Here is a 25,102-nt window from a genome sequence, read left to right on the forward strand (position 1 = left end):
CGACTGATGGGTCTACCTGAGAAAGAAAGGGGCTTCGATGTCACGGTCATGTTTTCCACCATTCTTTTTTTATGAGGTGCCGCCCAAGCTCGGTGTGGGCATGAGCTGAGAATAATCAATGTAGTTGAGATGTCAACCAGTTTTCTTTCTCCGTGGATGATCGGTACGCTTTCCTAATGCCAGCTGTTACGTTGGCCACAGCGCAAGGAACCGAGCAGAAAGGTCAACCAAGCAACCCAGAAAACAATGAGGTATGGTAAAAGCGCCTTCCGTCATTTCTGAGCTATGGCCTTCATATGCACACCCCCCGTCTCGATTTGAACCGCTACGTGCCTGGTCTGCTGGGCTTTATCTACAACAAAATGTCCGCTGGAGCGTCTGCCTGCTACCGCAAGGAATTCGGTGTCGGGATCATCGAATGGCGGATGCTCTCGATGCTCGCAGTTGAGGAGAACATCACAGCAAATCGTATTGCCCAAGTAATTGGGCTGGACAAAGCGGCTGTGAGCCGAGCAGTGCAACAGCTCATCAAATCCGAGGATATCTCGACCAAGGTCAATCCTAACGACGGTCGAAGCGTCACACTGAGCCTCACACCCAAAGGCTTTGAGCTACACGACAAAATCATTGCTGTAGCGCTGGAGAGAGAGAAACGGCTCTTGGCAGGTTTGTCAGCAAAAGAGGTTGAGACACTGCTCGACCTGCTCCGTCGCATGCATGGAAACGTCTCTAGCGCGAATCTTGTCGGTCAGAGCCCCCTGGAGTGAACCCGTTGGTTTGCGCCCCCTCTAGCGCCGACTTCCCCGTCTAACCGGCCAAATACCACTCACCTGATAGCAATGGATTAACAGGGATGAGAGGTGATTTCCCAGCTCAACATGGTTGACACCTCAACCAGATTGGGTATATCACTATACGCATTGGTGATCGTGATTAGCGGACATCGATGCGGACAGATGCCACCTCCAGAGGTTGCCGACAGCCTCTGTCTCCGCAAGTGACTTGCTGCAACCTGTGATGCCTACAAAAAACATAAGAGGCCAAAATCATGAACTCTGCATTGCCATACGCCGACCATCCCATGCTCCAAGAAAACTATCGCCCGGTTGATCAGGAGCTCTACAACCAGGACTTGGAGGTGATCGGCGAGATTCCTGCTGGACTGCAGGGAACCCTCTACCGCAATGGGCCTAATCCCCAGTTCCCCCCTCTCGGTGCCGAACACCACTGGTTCTTCTCTGAAGGGATGATCCACGCGGTTCAGGTCAAAGATGGCAAGGTCAGCTACAGAAACCGGTGGGTCAGAACCGAACAGTTTAATGCTCAGGAGAAGGCTGGTGAGCGACTCATCTCGACCGCGTCTCCTGCCCCCGCTAACGGGCTGAATCCTCACTTCGCCAACACCAATGCAATTGTGCTTGGCGGGAAGCTCTTCGCTTTCGAAGAGTTCAATCTACCAATGCTCTTGGATCGAGGCACCCTGCAAACAGAGAAGCTCTGGGATGCGGATGGTAAATACCAAGGGCCATTTACCGCTCACCCGAAGATCGATCCCCATACAGGGCATTTGCTCGGCTTTGGATACCAGGCTTCCGGATTCGGCACTCCGACCATCCAGTACAATGAACTCGACACCAACGGTGTTCTGATCCGTAACGAACGCTTCGAGGCCCCCTTCCCTAGCGTTGTTCACGACTTTGCTATCACTGCCAAGCACCTCATCTTCCCGATTTACCCTGCCACGATTAGCATCGAGCGCGCCATGGCGGGAGGTTCCGCTCTGGCTTGGGAGCCGGAAAAAGGTACTTTCATCGGCATCGTGGAGCGCAATGAGTCGGTAAATAAAATCCGCTGGTTTAAAGGTGATCCCTGCTACTCGTACCACGTCCAGAATGCATTCACTGTCGAAGAGAATGGCCAAGAAAAAGTCATCCTCGACCTGTTCAAGTTCCATGCGATCCCCCTATTCCCGGACTGGAAAGGCGAAAATTTCGTTCCTTGGCTAAGCGATGACGTGCGTGGCGGTCAGCTCGTGCGATTCGAATTCGACTTGTCTGAAGGGAACGAATCCTACACCGAGGAAGTGCTCAGCGATTTCTTGGGCGAGTTCCCTGTGGTTGATGGACGCTACATTGGCGAACACTATCGCCATGGTTACTACGTCTCGCAGCAAGGCGCTTTTTATCCTGGCAGCTTCTTCGACACTCTGGTTCATATCAATGTCGAAACCGGTGAGAAGAAATTCTTTACGCCGGAGAGTCGCTCCTATTTCCACGAACCACTCTTTGTCCCCCGCTCGCCCGAGTCTGCTGAAGGCGACGGTTGGCTGGTTACCGTGATGTATGTGAAGTCGGAAGCAGCTAGCTACTTTGCCGTATTCGACGCTGAAGACGTGGCTAAAGGCCCAATTGCGAAGGTTAAACTTCCGCAACGAGTGCCATACGGGTTTCACGGCAGCTGGCATCCAGAAGTCTAAAACCTGCCCCTAAACTTGTACTGTAGAACGACAAATTTGTATTCATTGTTCTGCAGAATCGCATCCTGACATCGGTACACTCCAATGAAGAATAAGAAAGTAATCGGCCTTGTCGTTGCAGTAGCTGCCTGTTCCTCAAATGCTTGGGCTACACAAGGAACACACTTAGCGGGTTACGGAGCTAAGGCCCAATCAATGGGCGGTGCTTCGGTCGCATATCCTCAGGATGCAATAGCGGCTGCCAACAACCCAGCGGGGATGGCTGAAGTTGGCAACCGCGTCGATGCTGACATACAGATCATTTACGCATCAGCTGATCTTGAACTTGGCTCTCCGGAAAATAAACACGAAGGGTCAATAGTCGTGCCTATCCCAGAGTTTGGTGTCAACTATCAGCTGACACCACACATAACAATAGGCTTATCCACATATGCCAGCGGTGTCGGATTTAAATACGATGACCCAGTCGCTCCGATTCCTGGTCTACGACGTGCTCGTGGCGCCTTGAGCCAGGTTGATATTCTACCCACCATCACCTATAAATTCGATAACGGCTTAGCACTTGGCCTATCGTATGTATATGGCATCCAAAAATTTTATGTGCAAGGTCTGCCTGGGCCATTTCCTGGTGGTCAAAACGAGGACTTTGGTACCGAGAAAGCATATGGCCACAGCTGGAAGGCGGGCGCCTTGTGGAACTTTGATAATGGATTCGCAATTGGTGCTAGCTACAAACCTAAAATGGAGATGAGTAAACTCTCCGGCTATAAAGACGAATTACTAGCTGGCTCCGGTGGTTCCATCGATAGCCCCGAGAGTTATAGCTTGGGCATCAAGCAAAAATTCAATGACAAGTGGACGGCCGCGCTCGATTATGAACACGTAAGCTGGTCGAATGTTGATGCTTTCTCGGAAAACTTTGGCTGGCGCGACCAAGATATCGTCAAGCTAGGTGCCGAATACAACTTCAACCGTGACTGGCAGTTCAGGGCTGGCGTAAGCCATGGCCGTCTCCATACAACAGGAAAGTATGCTACTCCTAACTTCCTGTTGGTCGGCATTAACAGTACGGCATTTACAGCTGGTGCTACTAGAAAAGTCAGCGAAAACGGTGAGATCAACATTACCGCAGAGTATGACTACGGAAAGACCCTCGATGGAACTGGGCCTAGCGAAGGCACGAAGCTGGACGTTGACATGTACACGCTCACAGTTGGTTACGGCTGGAAATTTTAACTGACCAATTGTTATTGACTGAGGAGCAGCCATAAAGATGAATATTAGCGAGCATAACGCAGCCACAATCGCCAAGATGACACAGGTTCTAGAGCGGATGCGGAAGAGCCAAGGGGCTGATGGCTTGCCCTCCGCCCAAGTCCGAATTGAACGACTTGATCGTCTGATAGAAATGGTCGTTAAAAATAGCCACGCCCTGGCCGAGGTCATTAGTGAGGACTTCGGCCATCGAAGCAAGCACCAAAGCCTGCTCGGGGATATCGGCGTTACCGTCCATGCCATCAAGCATAATCGGGATAATCTCACGTCCTGGATGCAGCCCGAGCATCTCGCCGATCCCTTCCCAGGTGTAAAAACCACCATCGAGTATCAACCGCTCGGTGTCGTGGGTGTTATAAGCCCATGGAACTTCCCGATCATCCTTTCGCTCAGCCCAGTTGCTGCCGCCTTCGCAGCCGGAAACCGGGCAATGCTCAAACCCTCCGAGTTAACGCCCCGGACATCTGACCTGCTGGCCTCGCTTGTACAAGAGTATTTCGACGAGTCTGAATTCGCCGTTTTTTGCGGTGATTCCAGCGTTGGCGCAGCATTTAGTGCACTGCCGTTCGACCACCTTATGTTCACGGGCAGTACGGCAGTTGCTAAGCATATTTCGAGGGCAGCGGCGGAGCATCTGGTGCCGGTGACATTGGAGCTTGGTGGTAAGTCCCCTGTCGTGATATCCAAGACCGCTGACCTCAAGGTAGCCGCCAAACGCATCATGGCTATCAAAGCGTTTAACGCCGGTCAGATCTGCTTGGCTCCGGATTACATTCTTGTCGAGCAGTCCCAAGTCGATGAACTCCTAACGGAGCTAGTGGCCAGCACGACAGAGATGTACCCAAGCCTCCTTGGAAATCCAGACTACACGTCCATGATTTCTCATGCAGCTTACGCTCGCCAAGCAAGCCTGGTAGCAGATGCCCTTGCCAAAGGGGCAACTGCTTTCCCGATAAATCCTGCTCTAGAGATCTTCGACGGAGAACGGAGCAAGAAGTACCCCCCTACATTGATTCTTGATGTCGATGACAGCATGAAAGTAATGCAAGAGGAAATTTTCGGCCCACTGCTCCCTATTCATGTCATCGAAAATTTCTCGGCAGCCGTTGAAGTAATCAACAACAAAGAACGACCACTCGCACTTTACTATTTTGGAAACAATGAACAAGAGGTTGTCGAGCTTACGCAGCGAACTACTTCTGGTGCCATTGTTGTAAATGATGTGATGACCCATGCCTTTTCCGAAGACATACCTGTTGGCGGAGTAGGCGCGTCCGGAATTGGGCAATACCACGGTATATATGGATTCCGTCGCTTCAGCCACCTCAAGCCTGTCGTCCACCAGAGTGAGGCCGGAGAGTCGAATATAGCACTTCGAGCCCCATTTGGTGAACTGCAAGATCAAATCATCGACCTGTTGCTTGTCGATGATACCCCTGGGTCAAAAGTTTAATACTTGACCCTCTTGAAGGCATCACCTGTATTAAATGCTGCCTTTACTGTAAATATAGCTTAATCAACCGGAGACTGTTTATGAGCGGTAATCGTGGTGTCGTTTATCTCGGCGCGGGTCAGGTCGAAGTACAAAAGATTGACTACCCGAAAATGCAAGATCCTCGCGGGAAGAAGATTGAGCACGGTGTCATTCTGAAGGTAGTGTCTACCAATATCTGCGGCTCGGATCAGCACATGGTGCGCGGGCGCACTACAGCCCAAGTAGGGTTGGTACTGGGTCATGAAATCACCGGCCAGGTTATCGAAAAGGGGCAAGGCGTTGAGCACCTCCAGATTGGTGATCTTGTTTCTGTACCTTTTAACGTAGCCTGCGGACGCTGCCGATCCTGCAAGGAACAACATACAGGTGTCTGCCTGACCGTGAACCCAGCCAGGCCCGGTGGTGCATACGGTTATGTGGATATGGGTGATTGGACGGGCGGCCAAGCTGAGTATGTCTTCGTCCCTTACGCCGACTTCAACCTGCTGAAGCTTCCCGATCGCGATAAAGCAATGGAGAAAATCCGCGACCTGACATGTCTCTCCGACATCCTCCCCACTGGTTACCATGGTGCAGTGACTGCGGGTGTAGGCCCAGGCAGCACTGTTTACGTCGCAGGGGCTGGGCCAGTTGGCTTGGCTGCTGCTGCATCGGCTAGGCTGCTCGGCGCTTCCGTAGTCATCGTTGGTGACGTTAACCCTGTCCGCCTTGCGCACGCAAAAGCAGTTGGTTTCGAGGTCGCCGACCTCTCTACCGATACCCCGTTGCACGAGCAGATTGCAGCCATACTCGGTGAGCCCGAAGTCGATTGCGCTGTCGATGCGGTTGGATTTGAAGCGCGCGGGCACGGCCATGCAGGGGTGAAGCAGGAAGCTCCAGCGATTGTCCTCAACTCCTTGATGCAGATCACCCGAGTCGCGGGCAAGATTGGCATCCCAGGGCTGTACGTCACCGAAGATCCAGGAGCGGTAGATGCCGCCGCTAAGTCAGGTAGCCTGAGCGTGCGCTTTGGTTTGGGCTGGGCGAAGTCCCACAGTTTCCACACCGGCCAGACTCCAGTGATGAAGTACAACCGCCAATTGATGCAGGCAATCATGTGGGATCGTATCAACATCGCCGAGGTCGTCGGGGTGCAGGTGATCAGCCTGGACGATGCACCTAAAGGATACGGAGAGTTTGATGCAGGTGTTCCTAAGAAGTTCGTTATTGACCCACACAACACTTTCAGCAAAGCCTCATAAATAATCGGCGCCACTAAGAACAGCATTATGATCTGGACATCCAGATCATAATGTTACTGCACGCTACAGACCGCGCTACACTTGAAATAAATCCGTAGCGGCCCTCTAACCTCACGGTAGACCTTAGCCCTTCGACCAGAAGCAGTAGAGGCAACCAAACTCATAAAAATAAGACAAATGAATAAATTCAACCAACCGCACCAAAGCTTACTTTCAAACTTAAAAGTCCAAAAAAAACTAGCATTAACTTTCTCGTGCGTTTTATTCGTAGGCATGGGAGTTACGACCACAGGCTTTATAGGAAATTATCTTCTCAACAACATCTACACTCAATCAACCTTAATAAATCAAACTTACAGATCAATACAATTACAACATAGCGACACCCATTTAAGCTCACTAACACACCAGAGCACTTTCAATACAGATTTCAAAAGTATCACCGAAAAACTTTCAGCTCTAAAAACTGCCGGATTGCCGAGCGAATACGTAAATCAGATTGATATCGAAATCCAGAATCTAACAACAACCTCCCCCGACCATTCTGAACAACCCAAAATCACGCATCAAAATTCCAGACCCATCTTAGAGCTTCTTGATACCATATCAAACAAACTTGAGGCAAAGCACGCCGCCGTAACAAACAACATATATCTGCTCCTAAGTATCGCTACAGCTTTAGCGATGCTTGGCAGCGGAATTTCAGTTTGGATGATTTCCAAGCTGCTGGTTCCTCCACTTCAGGGTCTGGTCACAATTGCCAGTCAAATTTCCAACGGAAATCTGATTGAAACTCAACCGTCCATAAGACAAGACGAAATCGGCGAGTTGCAGCGCGCAACATTCAGTATGTCTAATGGCCTTCGAAGCTTAGTAGGCAACATCCAGGTCTATGCAGCCCAGCTCAGCACAGCTTCAGAACAACTGCACAGTGAGAGTACCTGCGCTCAGAAAGATACATCCAAGCAAAAAACTGAAGTGGATCACCTGAGCCACTCAATAGACGAACTGGTTTTAACCGTCCAAGATATTGCGAAGAACACTAGCCAAGCTGCCCTGGCTGCTGGTATAGCAGACACCAAGGCCGGCGATGGTGAGAAAACAGTAGTGAATACAGTTACTCAGATAGAGAGCCTCGCTGTCGAAATACAACAACTGGGCTCCACAATGGATCTTTTACAAAAAGATGGTGATCGCATTGGCCAGATAGTCGATGTCATCAATTCAGTTGCACAACAAACCAACTTACTGGCTTTGAATGCTGCGATTGAGGCGGCCAGGGCTGGTGAACAAGGCCGTGGATTCGCAGTTGTAGCTGATGAGGTAAGGGCTCTTGCAATGCGAACACAGCAGTCGACTACCGAAATCGAGCACTTGGTGACTACACTGCAAAAAAGAAGTGAATATGCGACAGCCTTGGTTAATCAGGGCAACAATCGATCCATGGAAGTTGTCAGCAATGCTCGGGCAGTACGAGAGTTTCTGATTGAAATTAGGACTTCTGTAGCTAACATTCAGTCTATGAACCAACAGATCGCAGCCGCAGCTGAGGAGCAAGGTGCAGCGGTGGGGGAAATTCATCAGAATATCCTCAATGTGCGGCAATTGGCTGACACTTCGGCAAGTGCATCCTCCAAAGCGCTTCACGCAATCGAAGACCTTTCCCGGCTAGGTACTGACTTGCGGGCATCCGTCGAAAGATTTTCTCTTTAAGGCGCTCTATAGACTGGACTGTATTAGCGCCAGTCTACTTCATAAAGCCCTTTCAGAATTGCCAACAAAAGCGCCCCACTGTAGGCCCCGTATTTATCAATCCATCCCCACCTTCTCAAGCAGCTGAATCAATTGAGCTCGCTCGGCTCCAGTGAGATTAGCTGCAAGCCGATCTTCGTACGTCTGGATCTGCTGGGCAAGCAGGTTCAATTCCTGACGGCCTTGAGCCGTGAGATTCAGTGAGTAGCTTCGGCGATTACCTTCTACCGCTCGCCTCTCGATCAAGCCACGAGTCTCGAGGGCGTCGATTACCTTGCCCATCGCAGGCCGACTTATTGCCAGCTTCTCAGCCACTGCCGATTGAGTCACGCCTGGCTCCATTCCGATTAAAGAAAGTGCTGCCATACGGCCTGGCGATATCGCGTTTTCTCCTATCACTGCAAAGAACATTTCATAGGAGCGCACCTGGGCGCGCTTTAGCGAATACCCCAGCGTACCAGTGAACACATCCAGCTCATGCCCTCCCGATTTTTCAACGGAAAAACTTCCTTTAGCACTACGCGCAGGCTTTCCGCCTCGTCCTCGCGCCGTTACCTCAGAGGCTGGTTCAGCCTCACCAGCAGTCACAGTTGTCTGCAATTTTTTTCTCCAGCCCAGTTGAAAGGTCAATACTAGCATGGTTAACTGTTAACCGGGTTTACAGTTAACCACGATTACAGTAAGCCTAGCTTAGAATTTTCATTGGCAGCCCTCTCCCAGGGTGAACACATGTCAGCACGGAGATCGCCATGAGTCAGAAGGTCAGCGATGATCAGCTCGTAACGCTTGAGATCGATGAAGCAGTAGCCACCATCACTCTCAATCGTCCCCAAAAACGTAATGCTCTCAGCTTGGGCCTGATCGACCAATTGCAGTCGATCTTCGCTTCCCTCCCTGCTTCCGTGAAGGTAGCGATCTTGACTGGAGCGGGTGATCACTTTTGTGCAGGACTTGATCTGTCCGAGCTCACTGAATCGACATCTGCAGAAGGTATTCAAGCGTCAATGGTTTGGTACGAGGCCTTCCGCAGGATCCAGTTCGGACGTGTCCCTGTAATCGCGGTGATGCATGGCGCAGTTGTCGGTGGAGGCCTTGAGCTGGCCTCTACCCTTCACATCCGCATTGCCGAGGACGACGCGTATTTCGCGCTACCAGAAGGTCAGCGTGGAATTTTCCTAGGTGGAAGTGGCTCCGTCCGGATTACGAAGCTGATCGGTTTCTCTCGAGTGACTGACATGATGCTTACTGGGCGAGTCGTCTCTGCCGAAGAAGGGGAACGGATAGGTTTGGCTCATTACGTCACGCCTAAAGGTCAAGGTATGGCCCTCGCCCGAGAGCTCGCCGAACGCGTAGCCAGCAATGCCCCCCTCTCCAACTTCGCAATCCTCAACGCCCTGCCCTTGATCGCAGAGCAGCCTATGTCACACGGGCTGTTCACCGAATCATTGATGGCCGCAGTGACCCAGGGAGATCCCGAAGCCAAAGAGCGAGTCAACGCCTTTCTTCAAAAGCGGGCCAGCAAGGTTGCACCGGTATAGCCCCTAGCGAACAAACGCTACCCTCATGCAGAGCAGAAGATAAAAACAAGAGGTTTGCCATGGAAAATAATTCAGTCAGCAACGCAAATAACCAGCTCGATATCAACCCGATACTGCGACCCAACTCTGTCGCGATTATCGGGATGTCGACCAAGCCAGGTTCAGCCAGCCAAGTAGTTTTGAACAACCTGTTGGCTGGTGGTTACACCGGCACAGTGCATCTTGTTGGGAGAAGTGGTGGAAGCTTCGAAGGCCGCACGATCCTGAGTTCGGTGTCGGAGCTCCCAGAAGACGTAGGTCTGGCAATTTTGATGGTGCCGTCATCCGCAGTCCTGGAAACCGTCACTGATTGCGTATCACGCAAAGTTCGAGGAGCGGTTTGCTTTGCTTCGGGCTTCGCGGAGATGGGTGAAGAAGGTCGAAATCAGCAACAGGAAATCGCAAGCATCGCTCGCGCCGGAAACCTGACCTTGCTCGGGCCTAACACCGTCGGCTACTTCAACTATGTTGACGCGTTTTACGTGATGATGGTGCAACTGGTACTCCCTCCGAAGCTTGATCCAAGCCAAGGGCCTGCCATTGCCGTAGTCGCCCAAAGTGGGGGTGTGGGAGCCCACATCGCGGCGTCCCTTTTGGCTCGTGGCGTCCCCCTGTCCTACATGATGACGACAGGCAATGAGGCCCAGACTGGCCTGGCTGACTTGATTCGTTTCTTCGCGACCGATGAGCACACCGGGGCCGTCGTTGTTTACGCAGAGCAGATCAAGTCCGCTCCTGAATTTGTCGCTGCCGTACGCGTTGCCCGCGAGCATGGAAAAGCCGTAGTTCTACTTCACCCAGGCCGAAGTGAACTCTCGCAGGAAGCAGCCAAATCGCACACGGGTGCACTGGCAGGCAATCATGCCGCAATGCAACTCATGGCCGAGTATGCCGGCGCTACGGTAGTCGACAGCTTGGAGGAAGCGATTGACGTGGGCCAACTGCTGTTGCGCTACCCATCATCGCCAGTAGGTGGCCTTGGTCTAGTAACGGCCTCGGGTGCCATTTGCGGTCTAGTCCAGGACTATGTGGAGCCGCTAGGCCTGGAGTTACCAGATCTGGCACCAGCTCAAGCCGATGCACTGCGCGTGCACCTTCCAGAGTTCCTTCCCCCACGCAACCCGCTCGACCTCGGGACACTGTTCACCTACAAGCCCGAGCTGATTGAAATCGGCGTCTCCAATGTCCTTGCTGATCCCTCCGTTGGCAGCCTGCTGGTATCGATGGCCATGCCAGGCCCAGAAGCTTCGTTGATCTGGTTAGGCCACTACCTTAACGGCACAGCCTCCCAAAGCCAGAAACCAGCCATTTTCGTAATGCAGAACGAAGATGTGCCCTTGGCACCAGAATTTGTCGATGAAGCTCGACGAAAACGAGCCATCATCATGCGCTCACCTGAGCGAGCCATTCGGGCACTTGCACGGATAACGAAGTTTGGTCGGCGGCAAGCCGAACTGAAAAACCATTCCACGACCACACCGGTTTCTACTAGCCAGGATTTGGAACTGGGCAGTGGCACGCAAACCGAATGGATTGGAAAGCGCGCCCTCAAAAAGCTTGGGATCAACGTCCCTAAAGGCGGGCTGGCGACAACCACTGACGAAGCAGTCCGCATCGCGAACGCGATTGGCTATCCGGTGGTGATCAAGGCCCAGGCGTCAACGCTGGCTCACAAAAGTGAGGTAGGCGGAGTGCTGTTGAACATTTCGGACGACTCCGCGCTCAGGGACTCTTGGACTCAGCTTCATGAAAACGTTCGCCGTGCGGCGCCGGAACTTGAGCTTGAAGGCGTTCTCGTCGAAGCCATGGGAGAACGAGGCCTCGAACTCGTAGTCGGAGCCACCCGAGACCCTCAGTGGGGGCCCGTCTTGATGGTCGGTCTGGGGGGCGTCTGGGTAGAGGCGCTCGGCGATATTCAGCTACTACCTCCTCAGCTTCCGCAGCCTGCGATCATTGATCGGCTGCTTAGCCTCAAGGCTCGCAAGCTACTAACAGGCTTCCGAGGCACTCATGCCGTAGATCTGAAAGCCGTGGCAGAAGCGGTAGCGACTGTCGGCCAACTAATGCTCGACCACCCGGAGATCTCAGAGATCGATATCAACCCACTTGTCGCGTACCCCGAAGGACGCGGCGTAGTGGCCTTGGATGCGCTGATCGTTTGCGATTGAGCTCGATGAAATCTGAAATCTGATCATAGAGGTAATTATGGATCTCAAAAACACAGCAGTTTTGGTTACGGGTGGTGCTTCAGGTCTGGGCGAAGCATCGGCAAGGTTTCTGGCTTCGCGAGGCGCTCGCGTTGCGATCTTGGATATCCAGCGTGAACGCGCAGAAATCCTCGCGTCCGAACTTGGCGGCATAGCAGTTCACTGTGATGTTACCGACTCTGCTAGCGCGACTGCGGCGATAGCCCAAGCTCGTGCGGCACACGGAGTTGCGCGCTTGCTCGTGAATTGTGCTGGGGGTGGTGCCGCACGCCGCGTGGTAGGTAAAGAAGGCCCGATGGCTTTGGAGGAGTTCACCAAGGTTATCAACCTGAACCTGATAGGCACCTTCAACATGATCCGGCTTGCAGCTGCGGACATGATTGCATCAGAACCTGATGCCCAAGGCGAGCGTGGGGTCATCCTCATCACTACATCTGTCGCAGCATTCGAAGGACAGATAGGTCAGGCAGCTTATACCGCAGCGAAAGGTGGACTTGCCTCTCTCACCATTCAACTGGCGCGTGAGTTTGCTCAATTCGGTGTCCGTGCGATGGCCATCGCGCCGGGAATCTTTGAAACCCCATTGATGGACAACGCATCGCCCGAGCTTCGTAAAGCCCTGAACGATGCCATTCCGTTCCCAAGCCGGCTGGGTGATCCAAAGGAGTTCGCAGAGCTGATTGGCCACATCGCCGAAAACCGATACCTGAATGGAGATGTAATACGCCTGGACGGTGCTGTTCGGTTGGCACCTCGGTAACAAGGGGATTGACATGCTGAGTTATAACCCCCCCCACCGAGATCTCGAGTTTCTCCTTTGTGACGTTCTCAACGTCGAAGAGGAACTACGGGGAATCCCACGTTATGCCCCCTTCGACAGCATGACATTGAAAACGGTCATCAGAGAGTCAGGTCGATTTGCTGCTGATCAACTGATAGCCGTCAATTGCGCGGCTGATCATGAGGGATGCAAATGGTCGGCTGGCAACGTAGCCACTAGCCCAGGCTTTTCGGATGCGTGGGGCGCGTTTCGTGAGCTTGGTTGGCCAACGATTTGCGCTGATCAAGAAATGGGGGGGTTAGAACTTCCGCGTCTGGCCTGGAGCATGGTTCATGAACAAATTGCTTCTGGCAGCCACGCGTTCGTGATGACCGCAACAATTAATCACTGCGTTTCAAGCTGCCTCAGAAAGCATGGCTGCGAAGAGCTTCAGGCCTTTTGGTTGCCCCGCTTAACCAGTGGAGAGGTGCTGTCATCAATGTGTATGACTGAGCCGCAAGCTGGTTCAGATGTAGGCCTTGTAAAAACGAAGGCGGTACCAGATGACTCCGATGGTACCTACCTGGTTTCGGGCACCAAGATTTTTGTCAGCGGAGCCGAACACGACTTGACAGCAAACATCTTGCATCTTGTGCTCGCAAGGCTTCCAGGGTCACCTGCTGGGGTGCGCGGCTTGACCCTTTTCTTGATTCCCAAGCTCTTGGAAAGTGGAATACAGAACGGTGTGTACTGCGACGGCATCGAGAAAAAAATGGGGTTACATGGGAGCCCCACCTGCACCATGCGATTTGATCAAGCTCGAGGTTGGTTGGTTGGTGAAATCGGAGGAGGGCTGGAAGCGATATTTCCAGTCATGAAGGAGGCGAGGCTCTTGTCGGGACTGCAAGCTGTCGGCATTAGTGAGATCGCAATGCAGCAGGCGTTCTCGTACGCCCAGACCCGTCGGCAAGGTAAATCAGGATACGGCCCCTCCCCTAGCCTGCTAATCGAACATGATGACGTCCAGCGAATGTTGCTTACCCAGAAGGCTTGGACTGAGGGTGGCCGTGCATTGGCGCATTGGATTGCCATAATGTTCGACCTCTCGGAATACCACCCAGATGCGTACCGCAACAAACACGCATTAGACACACTTGATTTAGTTACACCGATAGTTAAGGGTTTTCTGACTGAGAACGCGCAGCAGTCAATCTATCTTGCCATTCAAGTCTTGGGCGGCCACGGCTATATACGCGAATCCGGCCTCGAACAGTTAGCAAGAGATGTTAGGGTCACCACCCTATATGAAGGAACTTCGGGAATCCAGGCCAAAGACCTTTTGATGCGTAATGTGATAGCAGATAACGGCCGCAGGTTGGGGCAACTCTTGATGGCTATCCGCGAATGGACAGAGGGCGTCGGGCTAGATCAGAAATTTGATGAGTTTCGTACTACATTAATTCGCCTGCTTACCTCCGTCAGTAATATCTCGAGATTTTTGATCGATCTCGAGCTGACTAAGCTAGGGCGCGCAGTCAGCAAATGTTCTGCATACCTGAGGCTACTTGGCCACTTGCTGTTCGCATGGTTCTGGGCACGAATGGCAGGAGCTGCAAAGTCAGCTTTGGAAGAGATGCCCGACCCATGGTACGAACTCAAAATCTCAACGGCGAAGTTTTATTACACCCAACTGTTGCCTGAGTCCTTCTCTCTGGAGGCCGTACTGATTTCTGAAATGGAAAATGTTTCCTCCCTACTAGCGCAACAAGAACAATGAGGACAGTCGCCATGAGCCTTAAAGGGCAGGCTTACATTGTAGGCGCCTACGAACACCCGACGCGCCATGCTATAGATAAATCACTTAGTCAACTGCATGCTGAGGTCGCACTTGGTGCCTTAGCTGACGCTGGCTTAAGTATTGCAGACGTGGACGGCTACTTCTGTGCAGGTGACGTCGCGGGTTGGGATGCGCCTGGCGTGGGCCCTACATCGGTCGTGGAATACCTTGGTCTGAAGCTTCGGCACTTGGACACCACGGAGTCATGGGGATCGGCTTATATCAACCATATCGAGCATGCCGCCCGTGCAATTGCTGCCGGGAAATGCCGTGTTGCCTTGATTACGCAAGCTGGTCGGCCCCGAGCGGAGAAAATGTCTCCTGAGCTGGAACATCGACTCCAGGCCCAGTCTGCCCCGGAGTCGCAATTCGAGCTTCCATACGGCCCTATCGTAACCAACATGTATGGCATGTGCGCGATGAGGCATATGTATGAGCATGGCACGACCTCGGAACAGCTGGCATGGATCAAAGTGGCTGCCTCCCATCATGCTCAACACAATCCGAATGCTGTGCTCCAAAAAGTAGTCACGGTGGAGGACGTGTTGAGCTCCCCTATTGTGGCCACCCCCCTTCACAGGCTGGACTGCTGCGTGATCAGTGATGGCGGAGGAGCAGTCGTTCTCGCTCACCCTGATGTGGCAAGGAGCCTCAAGCGCCCCCTGGTTACTCCTATTGGTGCCGGCTTCTCGGTAAAACACCTAAACGGCGGCTACTTCGACATTCTGGCGTCGGGCGGTGTGCAAACAGGTGCCGAAGCCTTTGCACAAGCAGAGGTACAGCCTGCTGACATCCAATATGCCTCGCTTTACGACAGCTTCACCATCACGGTTCTCATCCAACTTGAAAACCTTGGCTTCTGTCCACCCGGCCAAGGTGGGCGCTTCGTCGCAGATGGAGGTCTCATTTCAGGTGTAGGGAAGCTCCCCTTCAACACTGATGGAGGAGGACTGTGTAATAGCCATCCAGGCAACCGGGGAGGTATGACAAAAATTATCGAAGCCGTCCGGCAGCTCCGAAATGAGGCTCATCCTGCTGTGCAAGTGCCTTCTTGCGGACTCGCTTTGGTGCACGGCACAGGTGGCCAGCTTGGAGCTCGTCACGGAAGCGCGACATTGATTCTTGAGCGGGAGGAGTAAGCATGACGAACAGAATCCCAACGGCCCCACAGCCATGGCCGGAGACAGAGGCCTTCTGGAATGCAGCAAACGAGCACAAGCTCCTGCTGCAGCGCTGCCCTGATACTGGAAAAGCATTCTTCTATCCTCGCACCTACAGCCCGTTCACCGGAGCCAGCCCTTGCGAGTGGTTCCAGGCAACAGGCCGTGGAGAGATCTACTCCTTCAGCATTTTGCCCCGCGCTCAGCCTCCGTATTGCATTGCCTATGTGACCCTCGAGGAAGGCCCGAGAATCCTCACGAACATAGTGACGCCTGACTATGAGTCCCTAAAGATCGGCCAGCCTGTGCAGGTCATTTTTGTGGAGAGCACAGACGGGCAAAATGTACCCATGTTTGAGCCTTGTTGAGCGACCGATAATCGAACAAATTCAGGCTGGCAGGGGTGACGAAGCTTAAAATCTAGTTGACCTGTCAACCTGTTTCATGAACTATAGGTACTCATAACTACAAAACTCTACATCCGCTTTAAGCTGGAGCCTGATGGAGGTAATGCACAATGCAACATTCATTCATCACCAATGACACTGCCCGCTCCTCTTCTAAATACCACCTCCCCGGTAGCTGACCACTTAGCTCTAGCATTCAACAAGATAACCTTCCTTCCAAGAAAACCTTGAAAGGTGAGGCCTTGCGCGAAAAATAAATAGGCACAGCACACCATCAAGTTTTACTTGCATCGTACTCGCTCGCCTTGAAAAAAATAATGCTGCATCTGCAACATCTATTTCTAATACGAAAAATAATAAGAAAGGCAATCTATGAAGAACAACAACCATAATAGCTATTGCGTTTTGTTGGTGGGCATGGCGACCAGCGTTTCCGCCAGCGCGTCAGGTTTTATTAGTGATAGCGAGGCAACCCTTACCGCACGAAACTACTATTTCGAACGCGAATACAAGGGAACATCTCCACAGAATCACGCTAGAGAATGGGCGCAGGGGTTCATCCTCAAGATGAACTCAGGATATACCGACGGCCCAATAGGATTTGGACTAAATACTATTGGGCTTTTGGGAATAAAGCTGGATTCGTCTCCTGACCGCAGGGGCACAGACTTACTCCCATACAACTCCCAAGGCGAAGCGGCTGACGAATACTCAGAGTTAGGGTTAACTGCGAAAATGCGATTGGCTAAAACTGTCGTGCAAGCAGGAACACTAACGAACACTACCTTCCCTATGGCCTACCCGAGTGTTTCACGCCTTCTCCCTCAAACTTTTCGCGGCGTACACGTATCCTCTACAGACCTGGATAATTTCACGCTAATTGGTAGCTCCATCGACCGAATCAACAAACGCAACTCTACGGACTATGAAAAGTTCACAATGGGGTCGCCTAATCGCCGGTTCAACCCAACTGCCGAGTCAGATAGGGCTAATTTCCTTGGCATCGAGTACCGACCTGATAAAGCATGGACTCTTCGATATTACAACGGCACCGTAGAAAATCTGTACAGCACAAATTACTTTAACTTTGAGAATCTTCACAACTTTGAAAATTCAAAACTAAAGTCAGAGTTCAGCTGGTACTCATCCAGAGACGAGGGGAGCGCACGCGCAGGAAAGGTTGATAATGACACCTACCTAGCGGAATTCACTTACTCGATTGGAGGGCACAGCTTTATCGGTGGCTACCAGATACTAAGCGGCGATACTGCCACTCCCTATATCTCCGGCACCGAAATGTTAACTCTCGGCAAGTACATGCTCGCATCGGACTTTCTTAACCCCAAAGAGCGTACTTGGGAGGCCATGTATATCTACGACTTCGCTGCTTCCGGCATTCCTGGTTTAAAAGCCACGCTTCGCTACTTGAAAGGAGATGAAATCGAACTACCTACAGCACTTGGAGGCAAAGGCCTTACAGAAAGTGAGCGGTACGCTGAGCTGTCTTATGTCATTCAAAGCGGGCCATTCCGAGATGTCGCGCTCAGAGTGAGAAATTCAAAATACAGAAACGACTTCGCTAGCACCGCAAGTTTCCGTGACGAAGACCAAACCCGGATCAACATTGACTACACAGTGAAGCTCTGGTGACGACACGGCCAGTGCAAACCAACATAAATAATAATACTTAAAGTGAGGCAACCATGAGTATCGACTTACGTGCATCAATCGATCTACGCCCTATGAGTGGATTTCAGTGGATCGCTGTCTCCATTTGTGCGTTCCTGAATCTTATCGATGGGTTCGATGTCCTGGTTATGGCCTTTACTGCACCTGCCGTTTCTAATTTCTGGCAGCTGTCCGGGGCTCAATTAGGTTATCTGCTTGGAGCGGGACTTTTGGGTATGTCGGTAGGTTCCCTGTTTATAGCCCCTTGGGCCGACAAACTCGGACGACGTCCGTTGATTCTTTTATGCCTGACCATAAGCGGCGTAGGCATGGTGCTTTCGGCAATGAGTGCCACACCAATACAACTCGGTATCACTCGAGTCATCACTGGTATCGGCATCGGCGGAATTCTAGCCTGCAGCAACGTGATAGCCAGCGAATACGCCTCTTCTCGCTGGAGAAGCTTGGCTTTGAGCCTGCAATCGACTGGGTACGCAATTGGTGCTTTGTTTGGCGGTTTGTTCGCCATATTTTTGATTGAGCATTACGGCTGGAGGTCAGTATTTTTGGTAGGCGGCACCGCTACTCTGACCATGATTCCTGTAGTTTACTTCCTCCTGCCTGAGTCCATGGACTTCTTGATCGCAAAACAACCAACCAACGCACTGATTAAAATTAACAAGCTAGCAGCAAAACTTAACCTTCCAGTGCTCAAACAATTGCCTGAGAAATCTGATGCTCTCCAAAAAAACAGGAGCAGCATTGCTAGGTTGGTCAGCGGCGAGTATCTATTAAAAACAGTTTGGTTATGGCTTGCGTTCTTCCTTGTTCTTTTCGGATTTTATTTCGTGATGAGCTGGACGCCTAAGCTGCTGGCGAGCGCGGGACAGACAGCTCAACAAGGCATAACAGGGGGAATGCTGCTCAGCGCAGGCGGTATCGTTGGGAGTGCACTGCTTGGGTTGCTGAGTTCAAAATTCAAAACAACTCACGTCCAAGCAGCATTTTTGATCATCACGGCTATCACTATGGTCTTCTTCGTCAAGACTTCGGGTCTACCTGGATATGGGATAGCTGTAGGCCTTCTCCTAGGAGTTACCGTCAACGGGTGCGTTGCAGGCCTGTACGCGATTGCTCCTACCGTCTACGATCCAAGCGTAAGGACAACCGGGGTAGGTTTCGCCATCGGTGTTGGCCGCGCTGGCGGCATACTCTCTCCAGTGGTAGCTGGGTTCATGATTGACGAAGGCTGGCAGCCAGCATCGCTGTTCACTGCATATGCTATAGCCTTTACCTTAGCAGCGCTGGTGATGCTAAAAATGTCTTATGCCAAACGCTCCGCTCCTGACACGATGGAGGCTACCGCTGATCACTGAAACGGTGGTCATTTTCTAGGTTTTGGCCTGTTGCTCCGGTTGATGGAGCAACAGCTTTTGATTCCGACGAGCTGAGCTGTGCGTATGCCCGAATCCATATCATCGCTTTCCAGGGATACAGACTGGCATTGGACATCCCAGGGGATTCCCACCAGTCAAGCCATTGAGGAAACCGAAGAATTGTGCGCGCGTATGATTGCGCATAGTCAAGTTAGTAACGAGTCCTGCCGGTACGAATTGACTTGGCAACATTATGGGATGGGGCCTCTCGATTTAAATATATTCCAAGGAACTCCACATCGAGTTACCTGTTCGCCGCACGCTATCTTAAATGAGCGAAACGCTGGTTTCGATATCGTGCTGATGCAAAGCGGAAGTGCCCGGGCAATTCATGGCGCCAAGAGCTGTGATCTATCACCAGGATCAATAATACTGCTAGATTCGTCAGCCAAATGGGATTTAATGTTCCCATCGGATCAATTCTGTATTTCCGCCCATATGGAATTGAGTTGGTTGCGAAAATGGCTCCCTGATCCGTCCATGCTTGCCGGACACGTGGTGGATAGTAACTCTCAGTGGGCAGCACCATTGATTAGCCTGATGAACACCATAGCTACGATTGGACTCGATAACGCACCGATGCCTCGCTCACTACTGGCTGAGCAAATGGCAAGTCTTCTCGCCATCGCGCTGGCTCGACCGGCTGAGGATAGCGTTATCCATGGTAGTGAATTGCTTAAGCGCATCCGAGCAACTGTCTATAAGAGTTTCGACAAAGCTGATCTTTCCGCTCAACACGTCGCCGACAACCTAGGTATATCTCGCCGCCACCTGGATAAAGTTTTGGCCTCAGCCAATACTACGTTTTTGACATTGCTTGAAAATCAGCGGTTCGAAGCAGCTCGTAGGCGACTCGCTGACCAGCACAATTCGCTCCAGATTGCGGAGATTGCGTGGTCGTGCGGCTTTAGTGATCCTGGGTATTTCGCTCGGCGCTTCAAACGGGTCTTTGGCACGAGCCCCACATACTTCCGCGACCAGGGGAAGGAAAGACCCGCAACGCACTGAAATCTAGGCTACTGATCCGTCAGTACGCTGATAGTAAATCCCTTCTCCCGCCTCCCGTTATGTCACGTAATTGGGCACTCCTCTGAGTGAGGAGTGGCCTTGCCTGCTCGAAATTATTCCGTCCATCCGATCTTGAACGATTGTGCTCAATCGTCCCATTCGAAGTGCTCAATCGTCCTCACCAAGTGACGAGCTCTTGGCTCAACATCGAGACGCATATCCAAGCAAGCGTGTCAAACACACAATCACAACATCCGCAGGTTGAAGGCATCTTCACCTCAAAGGAGTTAAGCACCATGTCCGAAGTCTTTGATGTAATTGTTGTCGGTGGCGGTCACAACGGGCTCACCACAGCCGGATATATCGCCAAAGCCGGAAAATCTGTCTTGGTACTGGAAAGCAAAGCCTACCTTGGGGGCGGCGTAGCCACTAAAGAGATCACCCTGCCTGGCTTCAAGCATGATCTTCATTCGTCCGCTCATCTTGGCATCCTCCTCAATCCATTGATCGCTAATGACGAGCTGCAGCTGAAGAGCAAGTACGGTTTGGAATACATCCGACCTAATGCTGCCTACTCCACAACGTTTACCGATGGTAGTTGCCTGATTGGCTATAACGACCTCGAACGCACCATCGACAATATTGCTGAAGTCGCTTCTAAAAAAGACGCGGACGCGTACTACCAGCTGTACAAAGAGAGCATGGAATTCGTTCCAATGGCGATGCACGGATTGTTCTCGCCACCGCCGCCCTATGGCGCGTTCATCGCGATGCTCGATCAAAGCCCTATGGGCCGAAATGCGCTGCATGAAATTCAGAATAGCCCGCTGGGCATTCTCACCGAGCGTTTCGAAAGCGACAAACTGAAGATCCACATGCTGCGTCTGCTGACCGAACACTTCGTTGACCCTGAGGCCAGGGGAGAAGGCGGGGCGTTGTTCATGTATCCGGCTTTCTTCGAAAAATACGGTTTCCAAACTCCTCGAGGCGGCAGTGGCGGCTTGGTTGACGCCATGGTACGACAGCTTGAAGACCATGGTGCAGAACTGCGTTGTAATTCGACCGTGACGAAGATCTTGACCTCTGGAGGCAAGGCTGTAGGCGTACGACTTGCAGACGGCACCGAGATTCGTGCCAAAGAAGCGGTAGTTGGGCAAATTCACCCCTTCAACCTTCCGAAAATGGTCGATGATGTCTTGGATGAGCAGGTGGTGCGCGAAATCAAGCGCGCCGAAACGTCCTCCTTCTCATGCGTTACAGCCCATTACGCCCTGGACACTCCACCGAGTTATGTTCACCCAGACATCAACGATTCTTGGCTGAATGGACTGTGCCCAACATCGCTTGATGACTTCAAAAATGTTGTCTATGACGTGCGCAATGGCCGTATCCCCAAGACACCGTCGATGGGCACTATCGCAACTCACCACGTTGACCCTTCTCGTGCGCCTGAAGGCAAGTCGACCTTCCTGGTATGGCGAATCATGCCTTACAAACTGGCCGACGGCTCAACCTGGGCCGACCGCAAGGCTGAGGTAGAAGAAGAAACCTTGAACATGGTCGACTCTTTCCTGCCCGGTTTGAAGTCCAGCGTTCTCGCTAAAGCCTTCGACACCCCAGAAGACATCGCCGCGTACTCCCCTACGTTCCAGCGTGGAGACGTGTCGGGTCTTGCCGCTCCATTGTTCCAGAGCCAAGGCCACCGTCCGACTCCATCGTTGTCCCAGTACACGGTTCCTGGGGTACAGGGTCTCTATCTGTCAGGCGTATTCATGCACCCAACCGCAGGTGGCGTCTGCGGCGGCGGCAGGGTAACAGCGCTCAAACTGTTTGAAGACAAAGGCTGGGACTTTGACAAAGTTATTTCCTGACTTGAATTATAAAAACAAGGTGTACTATGAAACTCTTTACCCTTGATAAGACCATTCTCATGGACTTGTCGACTGTCACTCCACATGATCAAGGTATCTTGATAGAAGGCAAGATCATGGGGACAATGCCAATGAAAGTTGTCCTTCGTCCCGAAGAACTTCGCACCGGATTAAAGCTAATTTCACCCCGCTTGATCTTTGCGCTGTTGGCCATGCTTTTTCGCAAGTCTTCTCAGCAAAAAAAATAATTAAGCGGGAGATCGATCATGAAAGCTGCTGTAATTAATGCGACCGGTGACAAGTTCGAGATCGAAGAAGTTCATATAGCCGCCCCGGTGGGACGCGAAGTTTTGGTACAGGTGAAAGCATCGGGCTTGTGCCATAGCGACTTGCACCTCGCGCAGAATGACTTCGGCATTCCCCTGCCTGCTGTTTTTGGCCACGAGTTGGCTGGCGTGGTGATGGAGATCGGGCCAGACGTGCGCGAGTTCACCGTAGGTGATCACGTAGTAGCCTGTCTCATCCAATACTGCGGTCATTGCAAGCCTTGCCTCGCTGGCCGGACTTATCAGTGCAAGCATCCTCATGAAACCTTGCGCGACCCAGCTCTGGGCCAGCGGCTGAGCCGCGATGGGAAGCCGTTGACGCCTGCATTTGGCACAGCGGCCTTTGCCGAGCGCGCTTTGGTTCATGAGAATCAACTCGTCAAGGTACCTGACGCTTTACCTTTCCCTCAAGCTTGCTTGCTTGGCTGCGGCACTGTTACCGGGGCCGGGGCTGTGATCAACACTGCCGAGGTTCGTCCAGGCGACACTGTGGCAGTCGTTGGCGTTGGTGGAGTCGGCCTGAACGTTATCTCAGGCGCTAAGCTGGCTGGAGCAATCCGGATCATCGCCATTGACCTCCAGCCTAGCAAGTTGGAACTGGCGAAGACTTTCGGCGCAACCGATGTCATCGACGCGTCAAAGGTCGATCCAGTTGCGACGGTGGTGGAACTCACTGACGGCGGCGTCGATCACGCTTTTGAGGTTGTGGGCTTGAAGCAAACAACCGAGCAAGCGGTTCGCATGACACGCGTCGGCGGAGGGACTTACGTCATTGGAGTGCATAAGCCTGGTTCGACCATTGAGCTGAAGGTGAGCGAAGAAATCCTGGCAACCCAGCGTAAGTTGCAAGGTGTGAACATGGGATCAAGCAACATTAAGCATGACATTCCTATGTACGCAGAGCTTTACCTGCAGGGCAAGCTGAACCTGGACGATCTGGTTTCTAAGGAAATAAACCTATCGGAAATCAACGAGGCTTACGCCGAATTGCAGGACGGAAAAATAGCGCGGAGCGTGATCACCTCTTTCTAGGGTGATTTTCTGAAATCGCTTAAACCGAGTCAGGATGTTTACTTCGTCCTGGCTCGGCCTTGCGTTTAATTTGACTCTACAGGCCTCGACTATGAACAATAATGAATCTAGAGCGGATTTAGATACGATTGCCGATTTACCCCGCTTACTCCGTTTACAGAAGGGTGCGGTCATCCGCGAAGGAACGCCGAACCTTTCTCTACGCCATGACCGGCTGGCTCGACTCTCTTCAATGTTGCACACCAATCGTCAAGAGCTTGCCGATGCCATCAGCCAAGACTTTGGTAACCGAGCTCAGGCGACCAGTTTGCTCTATGACGTACTTGCTCTGATCGCTTCCATTGCTCAAACGCGAGAGCACTTTCCCAACTGGAGTCAGCCTGAGATCAACCCTTCTCCAGCGCCTGGGGTCATTTCACGCGTCGAATACCAGCCTAAAGGCGTAATCGGTGTTATCAGCCCGTGGAACTTCCCGGTTCAGCTGGCCCTGGGGCCGATCATTGGTATCCTCGCAGCTGGTAATCGAGCAATACTCAAGCCGTCCGAATTAACCCCCTTCACTTCCGAGCTACTGAAGAGCTTGGTTGGCTCTGCCTTCGATGAGGCGGAAATAGCGGTTGTAACAGGAGGCCAGGCGGTAGGTGCAGCATTCACAGAGCTAGCCTTTGATCACTTAGTGTTCACTGGAGGCACGGCTGTCGGAAAGCATGTAGCTCGAGCCGCCGCGAACAACCTAGTGCCACTGACCCTAGAGCTAGGCGGTAAGTCACCGGCTATCGTGAGTAACACCGTCGATCTGGAACAAGCGGTAAGCCGGATTATAAGCGCAAAGGTTCTTAACTCCGGCCAACTGTGTGTCTCCCCAGACTATGTTCTGGTGCCTTACGACAAACAGGATGCCTTCGTTCAGATTGCTAAGACTGTTACTTCTCAACTGTTCCCGTCTCTGATCGGCAACCCCGACTACACCTCGATAGTGAATAACCACCACTTCAATCGCATCAACGATCTCATTGAAGACGCCCGGGACAAGGACGCCAATATCGTACCTTTATCGCCAGTGGGTGAGCCCTCAGTCAACCCTGAAACCCGCCAGATTGCGCCAACACTGGTGCTCAACGTCCAGGAAGGTCAGAAAATTCTTGAAGAAGAAATATTCGGCCCCCTCCTTCCGGTGGTTACGTACTCAAACATTGACGAAGCTATCAACTACGTCAACAGCCGTCCGCGCCCACTTGCGTTGTATTACTTCGGAACGGATGCTGATGAAGAACGCCTGGTTTTGGACAAGACTGTCTCGGGCGGTGTGACCATCAATGACTGCGTTAGTCATCTTTCTGATGAGAATTTGCCGTTCGGTGGTGTAGGCCCCTCTGGCTACGGGCACTACCATGGAATTTACGGATTCCGTACCTTTAGCCATGCGAAGGCCGTGTATCGACAAGCTGACGTAACACCGGTTGCAGCACTGTTGAACCCACCTTTCGGCGTGCAAAATCAAAGCTTTCTTGAACAGGCTTTTGCGGCCTTCCAAGCGAAGTGAGTCAGGCAGGTTGAGTCCTATTGGCTGTCGG

General features: G+C 52.2%; 20 protein-coding genes. 19 read left to right on the top strand and 1 reads right to left on the bottom strand.

From position 1 onward, the window contains the following. The first annotated feature begins 296 nt into the window (after window positions 1-296). From DM813_RS04290 to DM813_RS28910, 6 genes are all read left to right on the top strand, one after another. Window positions 297-767, top strand: a complete 471-nt coding sequence (locus tag DM813_RS04290) for a MarR family winged helix-turn-helix transcriptional regulator (RefSeq protein ID WP_128322195.1) — start codon at window positions 297-299, stop codon at window positions 765-767. Between the two features lie 281 nt (window positions 768-1,048). Continuing rightward, window positions 1,049-2,476 (top strand): carotenoid oxygenase family protein, encoded by a 1,428-nt coding sequence (locus DM813_RS04295; RefSeq protein WP_128322196.1) that lies wholly within the window; start codon window positions 1,049-1,051, stop codon window positions 2,474-2,476. 84 nt (window positions 2,477-2,560) lie between these two features. Beyond that, on the top strand, window positions 2,561-3,712 hold the full coding sequence (locus DM813_RS04300; RefSeq protein ID WP_128322197.1) for an OmpP1/FadL family transporter: 1,152 nt from the start codon (window positions 2,561-2,563) through the stop codon (window positions 3,710-3,712). 37 nt (window positions 3,713-3,749) lie between these two features. Further along, window positions 3,750-5,204 (top strand): coniferyl aldehyde dehydrogenase, encoded by a 1,455-nt coding sequence (locus tag DM813_RS04305; protein ID WP_128322198.1) that lies wholly within the window; start codon window positions 3,750-3,752, stop codon window positions 5,202-5,204. A gap of 80 nt (window positions 5,205-5,284) precedes the next feature. Then, entirely contained in the window at window positions 5,285-6,487 is a 1,203-nt protein-coding gene (gene fdhA / locus DM813_RS04310; RefSeq protein WP_128322199.1) for a formaldehyde dehydrogenase, glutathione-independent, read from the top strand. An 849-nt stretch (window positions 6,488-7,336) separates the two neighbouring features. Further along, entirely contained in the window at window positions 7,337-8,200 is an 864-nt protein-coding gene (locus DM813_RS28910; RefSeq protein WP_431311928.1) for a methyl-accepting chemotaxis protein, read from the top strand. Window positions 8,201-8,296: 96 nt separating this feature from the next. On the opposite strand, the gene DM813_RS04320 is transcribed toward DM813_RS28910, so the two are convergent. Next, entirely contained in the window at window positions 8,297-8,878 is a 582-nt protein-coding gene (locus DM813_RS04320) for a MarR family winged helix-turn-helix transcriptional regulator (protein ID WP_128322201.1), read from the bottom strand. Between the two features lie 110 nt (window positions 8,879-8,988). On the opposite strand from DM813_RS04320, the gene DM813_RS04325 reads away from it, so the two are divergent. The 13 genes from DM813_RS04325 (at window position 8,989) to DM813_RS04385 (ending at window position 25,071) form a co-directional block, all read left to right on the top strand. Continuing rightward, window positions 8,989-9,777 carry a crotonase/enoyl-CoA hydratase family protein gene (locus DM813_RS04325; RefSeq protein WP_128322202.1) on the top strand — a complete coding sequence of 263 codons (789 nt, stop codon included), beginning with the start codon at window positions 8,989-8,991 and terminating at the stop codon, window positions 9,775-9,777. A 59-nt stretch (window positions 9,778-9,836) separates the two neighbouring features. Continuing rightward, window positions 9,837-11,984, top strand: coding sequence for an acetate--CoA ligase family protein (locus DM813_RS04330; protein ID WP_128322203.1), 2,148 nt, complete (start codon window positions 9,837-9,839; stop codon window positions 11,982-11,984). 37 nt (window positions 11,985-12,021) lie between these two features. Further along, window positions 12,022-12,783 carry an SDR family NAD(P)-dependent oxidoreductase gene (locus tag DM813_RS04335; RefSeq protein WP_128322204.1) on the top strand — a complete coding sequence of 254 codons (762 nt, stop codon included), beginning with the start codon at window positions 12,022-12,024 and terminating at the stop codon, window positions 12,781-12,783. A 13-nt stretch (window positions 12,784-12,796) separates the two neighbouring features. Beyond that, window positions 12,797-14,560, top strand: a complete 1,764-nt coding sequence (locus DM813_RS04340; protein WP_128322205.1) for an acyl-CoA dehydrogenase — start codon at window positions 12,797-12,799, stop codon at window positions 14,558-14,560. 11 nt (window positions 14,561-14,571) lie between these two features. Beyond that, window positions 14,572-15,759, top strand: coding sequence for a thiolase domain-containing protein (locus tag DM813_RS04345; RefSeq protein WP_128322206.1), 1,188 nt, complete (start codon window positions 14,572-14,574; stop codon window positions 15,757-15,759). Window positions 15,760-15,761: 2 nt separating this feature from the next. After that, window positions 15,762-16,148 carry a Zn-ribbon domain-containing OB-fold protein gene (locus tag DM813_RS04350; protein ID WP_128322207.1) on the top strand — a complete coding sequence of 129 codons (387 nt, stop codon included), beginning with the start codon at window positions 15,762-15,764 and terminating at the stop codon, window positions 16,146-16,148. Window positions 16,149-16,559: 411 nt separating this feature from the next. Next, window positions 16,560-17,837 (top strand): OprD family porin, encoded by a 1,278-nt coding sequence (locus DM813_RS04355; RefSeq protein WP_128322208.1) that lies wholly within the window; start codon window positions 16,560-16,562, stop codon window positions 17,835-17,837. A gap of 53 nt (window positions 17,838-17,890) precedes the next feature. Beyond that, window positions 17,891-19,231, top strand: coding sequence for an MFS transporter (locus tag DM813_RS04360; protein WP_128322209.1), 1,341 nt, complete (start codon window positions 17,891-17,893; stop codon window positions 19,229-19,231). Between the two features lie 84 nt (window positions 19,232-19,315). Further along, window positions 19,316-20,299, top strand: a complete 984-nt coding sequence (locus DM813_RS04365) for an AraC family transcriptional regulator (protein WP_128322210.1) — start codon at window positions 19,316-19,318, stop codon at window positions 20,297-20,299. A gap of 296 nt (window positions 20,300-20,595) precedes the next feature. Further along, window positions 20,596-22,170, top strand: coding sequence for a phytoene desaturase family protein (locus DM813_RS04370; RefSeq protein ID WP_128322211.1), 1,575 nt, complete (start codon window positions 20,596-20,598; stop codon window positions 22,168-22,170). Between the two features lie 26 nt (window positions 22,171-22,196). Next, entirely contained in the window at window positions 22,197-22,418 is a 222-nt protein-coding gene (locus DM813_RS04375; protein ID WP_128322212.1) for a hypothetical protein, read from the top strand. A gap of 18 nt (window positions 22,419-22,436) precedes the next feature. After that, window positions 22,437-23,528 carry a Zn-dependent alcohol dehydrogenase gene (locus DM813_RS04380; RefSeq protein ID WP_128322213.1) on the top strand — a complete coding sequence of 364 codons (1,092 nt, stop codon included), beginning with the start codon at window positions 22,437-22,439 and terminating at the stop codon, window positions 23,526-23,528. A gap of 91 nt (window positions 23,529-23,619) precedes the next feature. Beyond that, on the top strand, window positions 23,620-25,071 hold the full coding sequence (locus tag DM813_RS04385; RefSeq protein ID WP_128322214.1) for a coniferyl aldehyde dehydrogenase: 1,452 nt from the start codon (window positions 23,620-23,622) through the stop codon (window positions 25,069-25,071). Window positions 25,072-25,102: the final 31 nt, after the last annotated feature.

It is taken from the genome of Pseudomonas alkylphenolica (assembly GCF_004025535.1).
In the GTDB taxonomy this organism is placed as follows: Bacteria; Pseudomonadota; Gammaproteobacteria; order Pseudomonadales; family Pseudomonadaceae; genus Aquipseudomonas; species Aquipseudomonas alkylphenolica_A.